The sequence below is a fragment of the Sphaerochaeta sp. UBA5849 genome, assembly GCA_002432715.1.
Classification (GTDB): Bacteria; Spirochaetota; Spirochaetia; order Sphaerochaetales; family Sphaerochaetaceae; genus Sphaerochaeta.
Window position 1 is genome coordinate 79,001 of the sequence record DJGJ01000037.1, and the last position, 15,145, is coordinate 94,145.

General features: G+C 55.7%; 14 protein-coding genes. 6 read left to right on the plus strand and 8 right to left on the minus strand.

The window, feature by feature from the left end:
* Positions 1-4 precede the first annotated feature (4 nt).
* A complete protein-coding gene (glpK, locus tag B3K89_RS06585; RefSeq protein ID WP_293891602.1) occupies positions 5-1,519 on the minus strand; it encodes a glycerol kinase GlpK in 1,515 nt (504 codons plus the stop codon).
* Between the two features lie 120 nt (positions 1,520-1,639).
* Between glpK and B3K89_RS06590 the strand changes: the two genes are divergently transcribed.
* From B3K89_RS06590 to B3K89_RS06600, 3 genes are read left to right on the plus strand one after another with little or no spacing between them, the layout of a single operon-like run.
* Positions 1,640-1,984, plus strand: coding sequence for a DRTGG domain-containing protein (locus B3K89_RS06590; RefSeq protein ID WP_293891600.1), 345 nt, complete (start codon positions 1,640-1,642; stop codon positions 1,982-1,984).
* 1 nt (position 1,985) lies between these two features.
* Entirely contained in the window at positions 1,986-2,408 is a 423-nt protein-coding gene (locus B3K89_RS06595) for an ATP-binding protein (RefSeq protein ID WP_293891598.1), read from the plus strand.
* Complete coding sequence (locus tag B3K89_RS06600; protein WP_293891596.1) at positions 2,405-3,742, plus strand: [Fe-Fe] hydrogenase large subunit C-terminal domain-containing protein; 1,338 nt, start codon at positions 2,405-2,407, stop codon at positions 3,740-3,742. The genes B3K89_RS06595 and B3K89_RS06600 overlap by 4 nt, the downstream gene beginning before the upstream one ends.
* Here B3K89_RS06600 and B3K89_RS06605 read toward each other — a convergent pair.
* Positions 3,705-6,656 carry an insulinase family protein gene (locus tag B3K89_RS06605; RefSeq protein WP_345907199.1) on the minus strand — a complete coding sequence of 984 codons (2,952 nt, stop codon included), beginning with the start codon at positions 6,654-6,656 and terminating at the stop codon, positions 3,705-3,707. The two genes, B3K89_RS06600 and B3K89_RS06605, sit on opposite strands and share 38 nt — an antisense overlap.
* Positions 6,657-6,742: 86 nt before the next feature.
* On the opposite strand from B3K89_RS06605, the gene nfo reads away from it, so the two are divergent.
* Together nfo and B3K89_RS06615 are read left to right on the plus strand one after the other, a co-directional pair.
* Positions 6,743-7,558, plus strand: coding sequence for a deoxyribonuclease IV (nfo, locus tag B3K89_RS06610; RefSeq protein ID WP_345907200.1), 816 nt, complete (start codon positions 6,743-6,745; stop codon positions 7,556-7,558).
* Complete coding sequence (locus B3K89_RS06615; RefSeq protein ID WP_293891587.1) at positions 7,558-8,277, plus strand: glycerophosphodiester phosphodiesterase; 720 nt, start codon at positions 7,558-7,560, stop codon at positions 8,275-8,277. The genes nfo and B3K89_RS06615 overlap by 1 nt, the downstream gene beginning before the upstream one ends.
* Here B3K89_RS06615 and B3K89_RS06620 read toward each other — a convergent pair.
* The 5 genes from B3K89_RS06620 to B3K89_RS06640 form a co-directional block, all read right to left on the minus strand.
* Positions 8,267-9,673 (minus strand): hypothetical protein, encoded by a 1,407-nt coding sequence (locus B3K89_RS06620; protein WP_293891584.1) that lies wholly within the window; start codon positions 9,671-9,673, stop codon positions 8,267-8,269. The two genes, B3K89_RS06615 and B3K89_RS06620, sit on opposite strands and share 11 nt — an antisense overlap.
* The gene (locus tag B3K89_RS06625) at positions 9,670-10,629 is read right to left on the minus strand and encodes a hypothetical protein (RefSeq protein WP_293891581.1); all 960 of its coding nucleotides are present in this window, start codon (positions 10,627-10,629) and stop codon (positions 9,670-9,672) included. Before B3K89_RS06625 ends, B3K89_RS06620 begins: the two co-directional genes overlap by 4 nt.
* Positions 10,626-11,870 carry a peptidase T gene (gene pepT / locus B3K89_RS06630; RefSeq protein ID WP_293891578.1) on the minus strand — a complete coding sequence of 415 codons (1,245 nt, stop codon included), beginning with the start codon at positions 11,868-11,870 and terminating at the stop codon, positions 10,626-10,628. Before pepT ends, B3K89_RS06625 begins: the two co-directional genes overlap by 4 nt.
* A gap of 86 nt (positions 11,871-11,956) precedes the next feature.
* Positions 11,957-12,796: a hypothetical protein gene (locus B3K89_RS06635; RefSeq protein WP_293891575.1), complete on the minus strand. Its 840-nt coding sequence runs from the start codon at positions 12,794-12,796 to the stop codon at positions 11,957-11,959.
* A gap of 33 nt (positions 12,797-12,829) precedes the next feature.
* Positions 12,830-13,378 carry a hypothetical protein gene (locus B3K89_RS06640; RefSeq protein WP_293891572.1) on the minus strand — a complete coding sequence of 183 codons (549 nt, stop codon included), beginning with the start codon at positions 13,376-13,378 and terminating at the stop codon, positions 12,830-12,832.
* Between the two features lie 197 nt (positions 13,379-13,575).
* On the opposite strand from B3K89_RS06640, the gene B3K89_RS06645 reads away from it, so the two are divergent.
* On the plus strand, positions 13,576-14,655 hold the full coding sequence (locus tag B3K89_RS06645; protein ID WP_293891569.1) for a hypothetical protein: 1,080 nt from the start codon (positions 13,576-13,578) through the stop codon (positions 14,653-14,655).
* Here B3K89_RS06645 and B3K89_RS06650 read toward each other — a convergent pair.
* Complete coding sequence (locus tag B3K89_RS06650; protein ID WP_293891566.1) at positions 14,652-15,140, minus strand: hypothetical protein; 489 nt, start codon at positions 15,138-15,140, stop codon at positions 14,652-14,654. The genes B3K89_RS06645 and B3K89_RS06650 overlap by 4 nt on opposite strands.
* Positions 15,141-15,145 lie beyond the last annotated feature (5 nt).

A 15,145-nucleotide genomic window follows, 5' to 3' on the forward strand; every position in this document is an offset into this window, starting at 1 on the left:
ACTCCTACTGTTCATCCTCTTGGGTACCCACCCAATCCAGGGTGCGGTTCACTGCTTTTTTCCAGAACCGAATTTTCTCACATCGCACCTCATCGCTCATCTTGGGTTCCCAGCGTCGATCTTCCTTCCAATAGGAAGCCAGTTCGTCGAGATCCTTCCATACCCCCACCGACAGGCCGGCCGCATAGGCGGCGCCCAAAGCGGTGGTTTCCACAACCAACGGACGGATGACGGGGATGCCCAACAAGTCGGCTTGGAACTCCATGAGCGGTTTGCTGTTGGTAAGTCCTCCATCGACCTTCAATGTGGTCATCTCGATGCCGCTGTCCTTCTCCATTCCCTTGAAAATATCATGGGCTTGGAAGGCTGTTGCCTCAAGGATGGCCCTGGCGAGGTGGGCACGGGTGACATACCCGGTAAGGCCGGCGATGACCCCGCGGGCATCCGATCTCCAGTACGGGGCGAAAAGCCCGCTGAAAGCAGGAACAATGTACACTCCGCCGCAGTCTGGCACAGAGGAGGCCAGTTTGTCCAGTTCCTGTGGAGTCTCCACAATCTTGAGGTTGTCGCGGGCCCACTGGACCAGAGAACCGGCTACCGCAATGGAGCCCTCCAAGGCGTACATGGGAGGCTCGTTTCCCAGCTGGTAGGCGACGGTGGTCAAGAGTCCCTGTGCACTGGTGACCAACTTGCGCCCGGTGTTCACCAAAAGGAAACAGCCGGTGCCATACGTACTTTTTCCCAGTCCTTCGGTGAAGCATGCCTGACCGAACAAGGCTGCTTGCTGGTCGCCGAGAATGCCGCAGACAGGCACTTCACTGCGCAAGGGCCCGCTGGGGGTCGTCATGGCGTACACCATACCCGAGGATGGCACGATGGTCGGGAGTGCTTTCTTGGGAATGTTGAAAAGCTCGAGCAGATCATCATCCCACCGGCAGCTTTCAATGTTCATCAAAAGATAGCGTGAGGCGTTGGAGACATCGGTGACCAGAGCCTTCCCTCCGGTCAGATTCCACGTAAGCCAGGTGTCGATGGTACCAAAGACCACATTCCCCTTCTCAGCCTCATCACGAAGGCCCTCAACATGGTCCAAAAGCCAGGCGATCTTGGACGCGGCAAAATACGGGCTGAAAAGCAATCCGCTTTTTTTCTGGAGGAAGGAGGCATCGACCTGCCCTTTCAGCCGTTCAATGAGATCGGCTCCCCGCAAATCCTGCCAGACGATTGCATTGTGCCATACTTTTCCGGTTTTCGGATTCCATGCAAGAATCGTCTCCCTCTGGTTGGTGATGCCGATGCCGGCGATGTCACTACCTTTGAGGTTGGCAGCCTTCAGAGCCTTGCTGATGCACTCCGAGCTGTTGTCCCAGATTTCCCAAGGGTCGTGTTCAACCCAACCGGGCTGGGGGTAAATCTGCTGGTGTTCCAGCTGATGAGATGAAACGAGACTTCCTTCCTGATCAAACACAATAAAACGGGTACTGGTCGTTCCCTGGTCCAAAGCTCCAACGTATTTCACACAAATCCTCCTCTTTAGGCCAGTATAGCTTCTCACCTTTCTTTTTGAAAGGCAAAAAGAGCAAAAGGAGCCGGAGTTTTACCTACCGTTGAGGCCTCCGTCCATGGTATACTCTCACCTATGAAACTCAAAGATATTTTAGCATGTGTGGATGGGAAACTTGTCTGCGGAGAGTCCCATCTGGAAGATGAAGTGACGAGAGGCTTCGCCAGCGACCTCATGAGCGATGTCCTGACCATTTTGGAGGATGACATCATCCTCATCACCGGCTTGTCCAACAACCAAGCCATCAGAACTGCGGAGATGAGCGACATCAGCAACATCCTCCTGGTCCGCAACAAGAAACCGAGCCAGAGCATGATCGATATGGCAAATGAGCTGAACATCTCCCTCTCCTACACTGCCTATTCCCTCTTCAAGGCCAGCGCACTGCTCTATCAACAAGGGTTGAAGCCGGTATATTAGGATGCATCAAGAGTACCTCGTACCAGCTCAGGACTTCTCGGTGGCAGGGGTTGCCGCAAGCAATCTCAAACGGCTGCTCAAGCAGCTGAACATCCCCCCCCTGACGATCAAGCGCATCATAGTCGCGGTCTTCGAGGCTGAAGTCAACGTCATTGCACACTCCTACGGAGGCAGGATTCTCTGCGACTTCGAGGAAGATACAATCCAAGTCCAGGTCATCGATACAGGCCCCGGCATCCCTGACCTGGACCTGGCAATAACCGAGGGGTGGTCCACTGCAACCGAAGAAGTACGCGAACTGGGATACGGGGCTGGCATGGGACTGCCGAACATCCAAAAAAGCTGTGACAAGCTCTCCATCTATACGAAAGCCGGCGACCATACCCATCTGACCATGCTCTTCAATCTCAAGGAGGATGTATGAGCACCCAGCTTTTCCATCACGCCCTCTACATCGTCGAACATGCCTGCAAGGGGTGCACCCATTGCATGAAGCGCTGCCCGACCCAGGCCATCCGCATCGCCAAGGGCAAAGCCCGGATCGACAATGACTTGTGCATTGAATGCGGCCAGTGCATGGCTGTCTGTCCGAACAACGCCATCGCCATCGAGCAGGACAGTCTTTCCCAGCTTGAAAGCTACACCACCCGCGTCGCCATTGTACCGGCTGTTTTTTTTGCACAGTTCGACGATTCGGTGACTCTTGGTCAGATCATCACAACTCTATATGCGCTGGGTTTCACCCATCTCTACCTTGCCGAAACCGGTGTGGATATTCTTACTGTTCTTGAAGCAAAGGACCAGAGTTCCTCTCTTCCCCTGATCAGCAATTTCTGTCCATCGGTCCAGCGCCTGATTCAAGTCAGGTTCCCCCTCTTGGTGGGCAATCTGAGCACCCTTCGCTCCCCTGCACAGGTGACGGCCATGTTCGCCCGCAGTGAACTGAAGACACTTGCCGATGGCCTGGGCGTCTTCTACTTCAGTCCCTGCGCTGCAAAAATCGCCCAGTTCAAGACCGAGGGATCGGAAGAACATCGTCTCTTCGACGGAATCATCAACTTCGATACCGCATACAACCTTGTTTGCGCATACCTTGCAAAGCACAAGGAAGCAGTACAGGAAGAAACCCGTGCTTTCAGCTTCCCCGTCTGCACCCGCAAAGCCTTACGGTGGAGCTTGGTCAAGGGACAGAGCTCGAATCACAGCGGACGCTGCCTGGCCGTCGACGAGATGCACAATGTCATTGAATTCTTGGAAATCCTGGAAGACCAGCAGGACACGAACCTGCAATTTTTGGAGCTTGATGCCTGTGCAGAGGGATGCGTCGGGGGAATCCTGACGGTCCGCAACCGATTTCTGGCCACCGAACGGCTCAGGCACTGGTCCAGCACCGTCCCCAAGCAGTTGGACCAAAATTTGTGTGAACGCATCCTGAGGCATAAGAGTGCGTTCTACAAGAATCTCAATCTGGAACCGGCCGCCCCCCTTGAGGTACTCGGACTCGATACCGACCATGCAAAAGCATTGCAAAAACTCCGCAAGGCCGAGCGCATCCTCGCAGCCCTGCCCGGCATCGACTGCGGACTGTGCGGCAGCCCTTGCTGCAAAGCCTTGGCCGAGGATATTGCAAAAAGCCAGGCGAGCATCCGTCAATGCGTTGTGCTCAAACTCAAGTCGGCCAAGGACCTCAACAGCCTGGCCCGCATCTGGGGCGAACGATCTATAGCGGCAGACGGATTGAAGGACGATCAAGCATAGGATGCTTCATCTTCTCAGCTTCCAGCAACTGGGAACCAGCCAACACCACATAGGAATCCTCCATCTCGGCCGACTGCAGCAACGCCTGGGCTCCCCTGTTGAGCTTGTCGCTGTCCATGCCCAGCAACTGCTCCCTGCGCATGAGCCTGAATTCATCGCTGATCTTGTAGAGCAGCCGCCGGAATGAAAGGATGGAGTCCTGGCCGGGTGAGAGCGGTTTGAGCTCGGAACCGACGGTGGAAATCAAGGCATTCTCAATGTGCTTGGCATCGACGGCTTCGGTTGCATATGTGGCGAGCACCCGCTTGAAGTCACTGAGCGAGCCGATGATCCGAGGATCGCGATAGGTGGAGAACACGAACACCTGCTCCATCACATCGGCAGTGGCCGACACCCCGTAGGCTCCTCCCTGACCGCGGATCACCTCCCACAGGTCGTTTCCGCTGAGAATCTGGCCGAGCAAGACTTGGGCCGCCTGTTCGATGCTGCCCCGTGCACTGGTTCTCAGGGCATAGGCTGCATAGCTGACCGTGGAGGGAAGCCGATAGAGCTGCACCTCGTGCACTTCACCCTTGCTGACTGCATCGTAGCTGCGTTTTTTGGCGATAACGGGGCCCTTGTCCTCGAACCCCAGAACAAAGCGATCAACGACCGGAATCAGGGACGGGACAGTCTGTTCATCACAGCTGAGGTGGGTGATCAGACGATTGCGATTGTTCAGCTTCTGCTGCAGTGCGAGCATCTGTTCAGCCAATTGAGGCAGGTCGTCGTCGGTCAGGGCATCGAGGAAGAACCACTGGTGCAGACCGGAAAGCTGCTCGCCTTCGTACTGGACCGGGCTGAAGACGCTGGCCGCACACAGGGAGGCAAAACTGTGGGCGCTGTAGGTTATGCTGTCTGCAAAATCGGTTTTATAGTTGTTCAGCACCTGCTTGATCTGCTTCAGGTCATCGACCTTGGCTTCAAACAGCAACCGCTGGATGAAATGCATCGCCTCTTCAAAATCCTCAACCAGCATTTTGGCCCGGCAGAGCAGCACCAGAACATCCTCATCATTGCACGACGAGCCCATCTCGACAAAGAGGTTGAAATCGCCGGTCAGGTGCTTGAGCTTGGTGGCTACCTGTACATAGGAGAGCTCGCCCATACCGGTCATCTGCACCAGCCTTGTATAGAAGGGAAGCAACAGCAACTCACGCTCGGAGAAGTCGGCAATATCCAAGCTGATATCGGCATAGACGATCTGGTTGCAGAACTGCGGCCTGATGAAGAGGTCCCGCCCGCCTGCAAGCACATGATCATGGGTATTCGGCTTGATCGTGCCGGGCAGGTCGCTCAAACGCAGGTACGGTACAGTCGCCAACGCCTGGGGTGTATCACCCTCATTCTCAAATGCGGCAAACCGCTCATTCTGCAAGGCGATCTGCTTCATCCCCTTCTTTCCCAGCTCTTCCTTGACTTGCTGGGCGTATCGCGCGATTGAATCACTTTGGCGTTTTTGGTGCTCGGCATCCCCTTTTACCGTCACCAGGCACCGGTGGGGGTTGTCGATGAGATTGACCTGCATCCAATCCTCGAAATATCGGGGATTTTCCTCCAGCTTCCGCTCGAGCTCTTCCAGCAAGGGCGCCGACTGGATGGTGGCGCTGGGGCCGAGGTCGAAGATCCAACCACGAAGACTCCGGTTCAACGCCCTCAGCCCATTGGGCATGCCCCCGGGAATCTCCAGCTGCTTGAAGCGCGCACGCTTCAGGCTGGAGGCGACCAATTCGCTGTCCAAGCCTTGCTTGATGATGTCCGCCAGTGAGTTGAGGATGCAAGCTCTTGCCTGCTCTGCCTTCTGTGCATCGATTCCTTTGAAACCGACCATAAACGGCATCTGCCTGAAGTCGGCGCTCATCCCGCTTTCTGGAGAGATATCCAATCCAAGCCCGCTGTCAAGCAGCGCCTTGTACAGCGGTGCAGCCGGATTTCCCAGAAGAATGTCCACCAGGGTTGAAAGGGTGATCAAAGCCAAGGAATCGGTCACCTCGCCGGTGGCCCAGCAGAGGACAACCGAGGAACTCTCCTTGGTCTGCCCCTCCTCCATCGGACTGGTGAAGGTGACACTGCGCTCCTGCTTCCAGCCTTTGGCCAGCTTGCAGGTGCTGTTCACCCGAAGCGAACCGCGGGTCTTCAAATACTCCTGATCGAGGTAGGCCAGCTTCTCTCCCACCGGCAGGTTTCCAAATAGAAACAGCTTGCAGTTGGAGGGATGGTAGAATTGGCTGTAGAAAGAGAGAAACTGTTGATAATCGAGGCGGACGATCTGTTCGGGATTCCCCCCCGATTCAAAGGCGTAGGGAGTATCGGGAAACAGGGAACGAACACTGCTCTTGCCGACAATCGAGTCATGGTCGGAGCTGTCTCCGAGCATTTCGTTGTAGACAACCCCTTCAAAGTGAAGGTTCTCACCGTCGGTGACCAGGCGCACCCCTTCCTGCCAGAAAGTCTCCTCTCTCAGAAGCGGGGCGAATACTGCATCGGTGTACACACTGAAGAGGTTGTCAAAGTCCTTCTTCAGCGGGCTGGCCGCTGGATACAGGGTCTTGTCCGGGTAGGTCATGGCATTCATGAAGGTGTTGGTGCTGCCCTTGAGCAACGTCATGAACGGATCGCGCACCGGGTAACGCGCCGAGCCGGCAAGCACGCAGTGCTCCAGAATGTGGGCGATTCCGCAGTCGTTGCCTGGCAGCGTCTTGAACACGTAGCTGAAAAAGAGCTCGCTGTCCTCATTGACCACCTGGAACACTTCCATACCGGTTTCAATATGTCGAAACAAGTACCCGACGCCCTTGTACTCAGGCAGGGTGGAAATCTCTACCAACTGAAACCCGGATACCTCATCGCCAAGGGCCCATTGCCGTTCGCTCATCCTGTATCGCTCCTCTCTCTGTAAGGAGGACACTACCATGAGTTCAGATGATTGACAACCCTGCCCTAAAGCTCTAGGTTTCCTCTATGCATACGATTGGACCTCATACCAGCATCGCTGGAGGACTTCAGAACGCCCTCATCTCGGCCCACGAGCTCGGTGCCAATGCACTGGGCATGTTCACCAAGAATCAGAGGCAGTGGAAGGCCAAGCCGCTGGACCCTGAGGAAATTGCGCTCTTTGTCAAAACATGCGAGTCCTTGGATTTCAGCTCCAGCCAGATCCTGGTGCACGACAGCTATCTGATCAACCTCGCAAATCCTGATTCAGTGAAACGGCGGCAGAGTCTGGATGCCTTCATCGATGAACTGAAGCGTGTGGAGCAGCTGGGACTGAAGCTCCTCAACTTTCACCCGGGCTCACACCTCAACCAGGTGGATGCCCGAGAGGGGTTGCGCCTGGTTGCCGAGAGTCTGGACATCGCACTTTCCGAGACCGGCAATGCCATTGCAGTCATAGAGAATACTGCAGGCCAAGGATCCAATCTGGGCTCCAATTTCGAAGAGCTTGCCTACCTGTATGAGCAGTGCAGGACACAAGAGCGGGTGGGGTTCTGCATCGACACCTGCCATGCACATGCTGCAGGGTACAATCTCGGCAGCATCGAGGAATTTGAGAAGGCCATTGCACGGTTTGACACCCTCATCGGGCTGGACAAACTCAGGGGCATGCATCTCAACGATGCAAAAGAGCCGGCGGCAAGCAGGCTCGACCGTCATGAGAGCCTTGGGAAGGGGACCATCGGCTGGCCGACTTTCGAACATATCCCCTTGGTTCTTGAGACCATCGACACGGAACTCTGGAAGGCTGAGGTCTTTCGCCTCCGCTGGGGGACACCATAATGCAGCAAGTCTTTGACAAACCGGTCCTCTTCGGCCATCGCGGTTCCTCGTTCGATCATCCGGAGAACACCCTTGCGAGCTTCAAAGCCTGCCTGGATATGCACATCGACGGGATTGAGCTCGATGTGCAGAGGTGCAAAAGCGGTGAGCTGGTGGTTTTCCACGATTACGACCTGAAGCGCATAGCCGGCATTGACAGGCGCATCGACGAACTGGACCATCAAGAGCTGAAGCAGATCGACGTCGGCGACGGTCAGCATATACCGCTGCTGGAAGAGGTGCTCGACCTCTGTCGGGACAAGGTGTTGTATGACATCGAGTTGAAAGCCGAGGGAACAGCAAACCTCGGCCTGGAAGCTGCCGTGCTTGCCCTGCTTGAAATGAAAAGCCTCAAGAGCCGGGCCTTGCTAAGCTCCTTCAACCCCGTCAGCCTGTTGCGATTCAAGCGCATCAGCAAAAACAGCATCCCCACAGCCATCATCTACAGCGACTCGTCCTCCGTACCGAAAATCCTTCGGCACGGCCAAGGCAGGCATTTGGTGCGGCCGGCCTATCTCAAACCGCCGAAGGAGCAGTTCGATCAGGCAAGAGAGTGGAACTATCAGCTCTGTACCTGGACAGTCGATGATCCCGACGAAGCGGCATCCTTGCTTGAACGGGGTGCCATGGGAATCATCAGCAACAATCCGAAGGCCCTGCTTGCGCTATTCAACGCTTGAACAGGAAGTCCCTCACCAGGTAGCTTGCCATGGAGCCGAAACGCCTGAAGGCCTCTTCGCGTGCTTCAAGCAAGGTGGCTCCCGAAGCCACGGCTTCCACTTCAGCGGTGTCATACAGCACGCTTTGGTTTTCCAGGTCGTGGATCCGTACCCGTCCTGAGACCACCACCACCTGCTTTTCCTGTATCTGCTGGGTGGAGAGCACTCCCACCGTCCCCAACAAAGCCAATGCACCTTGAGGATACATCGTTTGCAATTGGGCAAGTTGTTCTTCCAATTCCACAGAACCCAGGGAGACCTGCTGGACAGCGATGCCGTCAAGGGCCAGTTCTTCGCTGAAGGATTGCAGGGCACTGCCCTGGGGGAGAAGGGCCCCTTGCTGGTTGAAGGCCTGTATCTGTGCTGCCACCATCCGGCCGGCCACCGGTGAAGCTATCGAATAGGGGAATTCGATGCGGCACTCATCCATGGCAGCGAGGATGGGTGCGATGGCCTGAGCATCCAATGCAGATGAAATCCGATTGCGCAAATCGGTGAAATCGAGGGAGAAAACCACTTCACCACTCTTGTGCAATCCTTGGTTGTAGGGAACAAAGGAGAAAAACCCATCACCGGCGGTGTTGAACTGCAAGAAATCGGTATACGACCTTCCCAGGCTGTTTCGAGCCTGGAACGTCGCTGTGACCGATGCCTTGAGGACCTTCGGGGAGAGCAGCCGGCTCTTGCGGCGGACATACACACTCACGGTTGCCTTGGATGGGTCGGCATCACGCAGGGACAGTTGCAGCGATGAGATAAAGGTTTGGGCCTTCTCCAAAAGGTATGGCAACTCGTGTTTCTTGACATTGACCGGTCCTTGGGCGGCAAGAATCGCCGCCTCCAGATAGAGACGGATGGTTGTTGTGTCATCATTGGCACGATAGGAGCGGTCGGCCTGTTTCAGCAGTTCTTCAATATCAGCATCGCGTTTCAAGATTTCGTTGTAGACGCTTGTCCGCTTGCCGGCAAGCAGCCCGGCATCCAAGCGGGCCAAAAGATACACATGGTTCTGCAAGCGGCCTTCGGTCCGTTCATGTTCGCTGGAAATGGTGAGCTTGAGGTCCGCGATGGCGTTGGTGGTGGTCAGCTCGCGATAGTAGGCACTGCGCACATCCTCACCGACATACTCCGATATCTGCTTCAGGATGTCCTCGTACGCAAGCAGCCTTGCATTGTATGCCACCGCTGCACTCCCCTGTCCGACAAATGCCACCTGGTCGCTTCGTGTCTGGGGGCTGTACACCCAGGAGGGAAGACCTTCCACCTGGGAACGCACCAAGTCGGACAGCGACGAGCAGGATGAGAGCATCAGGCTGAAGAGAAGGCCGATCAAGAGTGTGCGCAATGCGTGTTTCATGGTGTATAAGTGTACGATGTTCCGAGACTGAGGAAAAGCCCTTGACGCACCAACGATTGACTGGAGGCCGCAAGGTGGTTCCCCGCTCCCAGCCTGAAAGCCCAGGCTCCCTGGTGATACACCACAGAAAGGCTTCCCTCGCCCATATAGGAGAGTCCGCCTGATGCAAAAAAGGTGCCTATACCGACGAGAGCCTTTGCCTCAAGGCTGAGGGAACGAACCAAATGGCTCTTGGAAGAGAAAAGATGGGAGAGCGGGAGTGCAGAGCCCAGCCCGACAACCAGATACCCCTGCTCAAAATCGGGGGTGCTGAAACCCAAGTGCAACCACAGCGGATAGGAAGGCAGGGGATAGGAAGTACCAACGCCCACTCCTATCGAGCCATCAACATGGATGCTGGATTCGACACTGAGGGGAAACAACCCCATGGGGGCAAGGGCCATGCCGGCAAGGAGCTCTCCCCCTGCCGTCTGCTGGAGGAAGGCCAACTTGGGCTCGCTGGTTCGCACATGAGAAGCGACCACCACTCCGCGTTTTCGGCCTTGGCCGTCCAATACCCAGTAGGGCCGACCTTCACCGATGAGCGTCTTTGAGCTGTTTTCGACGGCAAAGCCCCGATCAAGGACAAACTCCAAGCCGAAGGGAGGAAGCTCCCCAACCAGGACAAGCCCGTCATAGGCGAGGTTGGAGACCAGAAACGTTTCCAGGTCCTGTTCATGACCGGGCATATCAAGTGCGAGGTGCCGCTCTCCGACGGAAAGATTGAGGACCGCTGTATCGATATGGGCGACAAGCGTCTCATCTTCCTTGAGCAGCGGCAGCACCGCACGCTCCAAGGCCCGCCTGACAGACAGGCGGACCTGCTCGGAAACGGTGCTTGCACTGTCAATCTCAAGGGATGCGGCCGGAAGCGAAAAGAGAAGCAGGCAAAGAAGGAGAGAGCAGAGCCACTTCATTTCGAAGCACCCACCTCGACAATCTTGATGATCAGGCGGCAGGCATCCACCATGGCAGGAAGAGCCGCCCACTCAAAGCGTGAATGCAGGTTGTGACCGCCGGTGAAAATGTTCGGACAAGGTATGTCGCGTTCATTCGCCATGCGCGCTCCATCCGTGCCGCCTCGAATCAAGCTGCTTTGCAGTTCCATGCCGAGCTGCCGGCCTGCCTCATAGAGATTCTCCATGGCAAAGGGTTTCTTTGCTGCAACCAGGGCCATGTTGTAGTAGATGTGTTTTGCATCGACGCTGACCTTTCCGTTCGGATAGAGAGCCTCGGTGGCGGCAGCAAGACTCTTGATCGCATCGATTCTGCGATTCAGGATGTCCAGGTCGAAATCCCTGAGGTAGAGGGTGATTTCAACCTCGGTGCTGGTTCCGCTTATGTTTTGGGCGCAGTAGTAACCGTAACGGCCATCGGTTGCTTCCGGGCTTTCCGCTTGGGGAAGGGCATTGATGAAGAACGAGGCCATCGTCAGAGCGTTGACAAGCCTGCCGCGGGCCATGCCCAAGTGATAGCTGACACCGCTGAAATGGACCTTCACCGTTGCTGCATTGAAGCACTCGCTCTCAATCTCGAAGCGTTTTCCCCCATCGATGGTATAGCAGTAGTCGCAGCTGATCTTGTCGTAGGGAAAGGTATTCATGCCAGAGCCGGTCTCCTCGTCGCTGGTGAAGATGAACTCCACCACCCCGTGCTTGACCTCTGGATGGGCTTTCAGATAGGCGGCGGCACTCATGATCTCAGCCACGCCGGCTTTATCGTCGCTGCCCAGCAGGGTATTGCCGTCGGTGACGATGATCGTCTCCCCCACATACTTGGCCAGCTCGGGATTTTCTTCGGCCACAAGGGTGTACTGTTCGTTCAGCACGATATCCTTGCCGTCGTAGGAGTCAATCACTCTTGGCTTTACGTTGTTTCCCATGACATCATCTGCGGTATCGACATGGGCCATGAAGGCAACGGTGGGCACCGGGTGATCGATGTTGGAAGCCAGTCTTGCGATGACCACCCCGTTGGGATCGACTTGGATGTCGCTGATGCCGAGGGCCTTCAATTCATCGACGAGCAGGTTCAACAGATCCCACTGACCGTCGGTGGAGGGGTGCTTGACGGCCACAGCCTGGTCGTCGCTCATGGTATCGATGACTGCATAACGGAGGAACCGTGACAGGATTTCGTTTTTCAGGGAAGTAGACATGGTGAGGAGCTCCTTGCTGATGTTCGTGATGCACATAGTATTTCACAAAGCACTGGCTGGAGCAACCTCAGAAACACAGGGCTTGCTCAAACACCGAAATTGTATTTGGCAAGCATCGGTTTGACCATGTCCACCACGTTGTACAGGGCAAACACGCAGATGATGATTCCTGTCACCACCGCACCCCGCTTGAGGGTGTTGCCCACTGCAATCACACTTGCCGCCAGGGCATACGATAGCTCAGGCTCGGTCGTGACGCTGGTCAGCCAGTCACCGAACGACTCGTCGATGCTGCCGCCGAACTGATAGTACCGCCAGATGGACATGACGGTGCTGGCAACCACTCCTGTTGCTACTGCGATGGCGGTTGCTGCAGAGACTTTTCCCCAGAACACCACCGTAGGGATGCACGCATAGACGACGCCTGCGGTAAAGAGCACCAGCGTCCTGGTGACCAGTTTCTGCATATCCTTCCAGAATGCCGCACGCTGGCTGGGCGCCAGGCCCCTGCTGAGCACCTCAGCCTTGTCCAGCATGAGCGTTCGTGCAGCCTCAAGCTTCTCATCCAATTCCTGCTGCTCCTGTTCATTCAACAGCCCATGGGCGAACGCAACGACCTCCTCAATATCCGCATCCATGCCTACCGTGTAGCAGAACTCCAGATATTGGCGGCCTTGTTCCTCCTCCAAGGTATTGGTCACGATCTCGCCGGCATTGACCTGCCTCGAGGCAAGCCCCCGCTGCAGGTCCTCCTCCAGATACGGCCATACCACATCCTTCTGCTGCTCGATCATCTCCGATACAGCAGGAAACAGTTGGTCATCGCTGATTTTTGCCTTGCTCTGCATTTCCCAGCCCATCGAACATCCGCTGAGAGGCAGGACAAGCAGGATAACCACCACCCAATTGCCTAATGTGCGTATCATAGAATCTTCCTCCTTCCTGTTCATGCAAAATATTCACCGCCCTGCACTCTTGGATGAGGGAACAGGAAACGTCCATCCGACAAGCAGAGCGAAGCGAACCATGGGAAACCGTGTAAACAGAGATTGCAATGTTCCATACTCCTCGGTGAGGATGTGATTGGGATCCTTGATGATCACACTCGGTATGACGACAATGGACGGGGGGAAGGAGCATTGCCACCCTACAGCCATTTCGTTCAGGAACAACAGCTGCATCCCATCCTCATAGGGATGGTTGGCAAGGAAGGAGACCTGCATCAGGGAAAGCGAGAGGAACAGGTCCCAACCAAGCGGGTGGTACTGGAGAAATACGCCTGTCTCCCACAGTTGCACTCCTCCCAAGTACCGCTCTGCCGTCAAGGTCAGGGGCATGCTCAGGCTGAACTCCGGTGTAACATCCAAGGCTGCTTCCATGCGGACGATTGCAGTATCATAGGCAAGGCTGTCCAGCGAGCAGAGGTCGAGGGAGACCGCCAATCCTGCATGCCGTGCAGAAAGGCTGAAAGGAAGCAGCAAAACCAAGGCGACAAGATGGATCCGCATACGATACCCTCCGTTTGCAGACCTTATCACGCATCCCCAGGTGCTGAAATTCTCCAAAAAGGGTACCCCCGGGAGGGAACAAATGCACAAATCTTCACCAAAAAAGAAGGAAATGATGATACTGAGGGCATCAACCCGTGTTAGACTTGTACAAGAAAGCCCTCTTGTGGTGTTATAGTTACTGTAAGGAGTATGTTGTGAATAAGACTTTGTCGGTAGTGTTGATAGTCGTAGCCTGCCTCGTGGTACTGAGCGGTACGTACTGGTACTTTGCGATGAGGCCTCAGACTCGTGCCCCTGAGCAAGGTGAACAGCTGCAGCCTCAGCCGTCGCAGCCGGCTGAAGCCCTGTTGCAGCCTCCTATCCAACCCATCCCTGAAGAAGAACCCAAACCCGCGGTCATTGAGGAACCTGTGCAACTAGAGGTGCAAGCCAAAGAGGCCATGGTACCAGAAGAGCCCATTGCAGAAGTGCCCATCGAGCAGCCGATCCTGACAAATACGGATCCACTCCCCCCTCCCATCGACCCGCTGCTGAAGTCAGGATTGCTCAAGCTTCCCGTTTCCAGCGCCCCCAAAGTACCGATTCCGTTCGCCCCTGAACCGCCTTTGGTGAAGGCATCCGCCGAGGCGGAGACAGCACCGGAGGAGCCTGTTGCCGACGATCGGGAGCTGCCGGTTGAAGAGACGACCATCGGTGAAGCGCCACTTGTACCGGTTGCAATGCAAGACGGGCAGGAGAGCCCTCCAGAGGCTGCAAGTGAGAGCGGGAAAGTAGTGCTCACCCCCATAGCGCCCCAGACCCCGCAAATCCCCACCTCCCGTGTAGAGATCGATCCCGAGCCGTTGGGCTGGACAATCGGGACGGCAGTATCGTTTGCAAATTTCGACCTTCCCGCTTTGGGCAATAGTGGATTTTCGGTACAGCTGGATATTCTGAAGCACACCGATACACTCTTTAGTTTCGGAGGTGCCTTGGAGTATGAGAGAGACGGCGGCGAGAACCAACTCAGCGTGCTGGCGAAAGGGCAATGGACGTTCAGGAAGGATGAGGCCTTCAATATTCCGCTCTCCATCTCCCTCGGCCCGACCTTCTTCTTCGGGACAAGCCCCGAGTTTGGATTGACGGCGAAAGTGCTGGGCGGCTTCTCCTATGAAATCGTGGAGAACCTGCGTTTCTTCTACCAGGCGGGAATCCAGGCTCAGTGGGTGATCACAAGCCCTGATTTCAATTTCTCCCTTGAGCCGATGCGTGTAGGGTTCAGTTACAGTTTCTAGGCTTGTTTCCAGCCGAGGGCGATGGTGATCGCTTCTTTGTCCTTTGCAATCCGATGGCCTACGAACCGAGCCTCCCGCTCTTCGGCAAGGAAGGTGACTCCTTTTCGCACCGAAAGCACCTGTCCGACGGTGAAGTGTTTGACCTCGGCAATATCCATGCTCCAGACTTCCTTGACGGCTTTCTGCTTTGCATCCTTCTGAAACAGGGCGAGCCGCTTGTCGGTAATGATCAGCCTTCCGCGGATGAGGTCCCCGTCATCCACGGGAGGGACAAGGGCGCAAAAACAGGAGTAGGAAAAAGGCTCTGTGGTTGCTTTGCGCACTGCTCTCTCGCTGACGACGTAGGAGGTGCGGTAGAACAGCCACACCAGGACAAACAGCAGGGGAAAGAGTGAATAGTAGACCACCCGTCCGATGTAGAGGGGGTTGATGAATACCAGAACCAGGGTCAAGGCCAATAGGGCGATCTTGATCAATGCTTGCATGCACT

Bases quoted from the DNA above. Each gene is read 5' to 3' on its own strand.
- B3K89_RS06590 (WP_293891600.1), top strand. From the start codon at position 1,640: ATGAAACTCAAAGATATTTTAGCATGTGTGGATGGGAAACTTGTCTGC.
- B3K89_RS06595 (WP_293891598.1), top strand. From the start codon at position 1,986: ATGCATCAAGAGTACCTCGTACCAGCTCAGGACTTCTCGGTGGCAGGG.
- B3K89_RS06600 (WP_293891596.1), top strand. From the start codon at position 2,405: ATGAGCACCCAGCTTTTCCATCACGCCCTCTACATCGTCGAACATGCC.
- B3K89_RS06605 (WP_345907199.1), bottom strand. From the start codon at position 6,656: ATGAGCGAACGGCAATGGGCCCTTGGCGATGAGGTATCCGGGTTTCAG.
- nfo (WP_345907200.1), top strand. From the start codon at position 6,743: ATGCATACGATTGGACCTCATACCAGCATCGCTGGAGGACTTCAGAAC.
- B3K89_RS06615 (WP_293891587.1), top strand. From the start codon at position 7,558: ATGCAGCAAGTCTTTGACAAACCGGTCCTCTTCGGCCATCGCGGTTCC.
- B3K89_RS06620 (WP_293891584.1), bottom strand. From the start codon at position 9,673: ATGAAACACGCATTGCGCACACTCTTGATCGGCCTTCTCTTCAGCCTG.
- B3K89_RS06625 (WP_293891581.1), bottom strand. From the start codon at position 10,629: ATGAAGTGGCTCTGCTCTCTCCTTCTTTGCCTGCTTCTCTTTTCGCTT.
- pepT (WP_293891578.1), bottom strand. From the start codon at position 11,870: ATGTCTACTTCCCTGAAAAACGAAATCCTGTCACGGTTCCTCCGTTAT.
- B3K89_RS06635 (WP_293891575.1), bottom strand. From the start codon at position 12,796: ATGATACGCACATTAGGCAATTGGGTGGTGGTTATCCTGCTTGTCCTG.
- B3K89_RS06640 (WP_293891572.1), bottom strand. From the start codon at position 13,378: ATGCGGATCCATCTTGTCGCCTTGGTTTTGCTGCTTCCTTTCAGCCTT.
- B3K89_RS06650 (WP_293891566.1), bottom strand. From the start codon at position 15,140: ATGCAAGCATTGATCAAGATCGCCCTATTGGCCTTGACCCTGGTTCTG.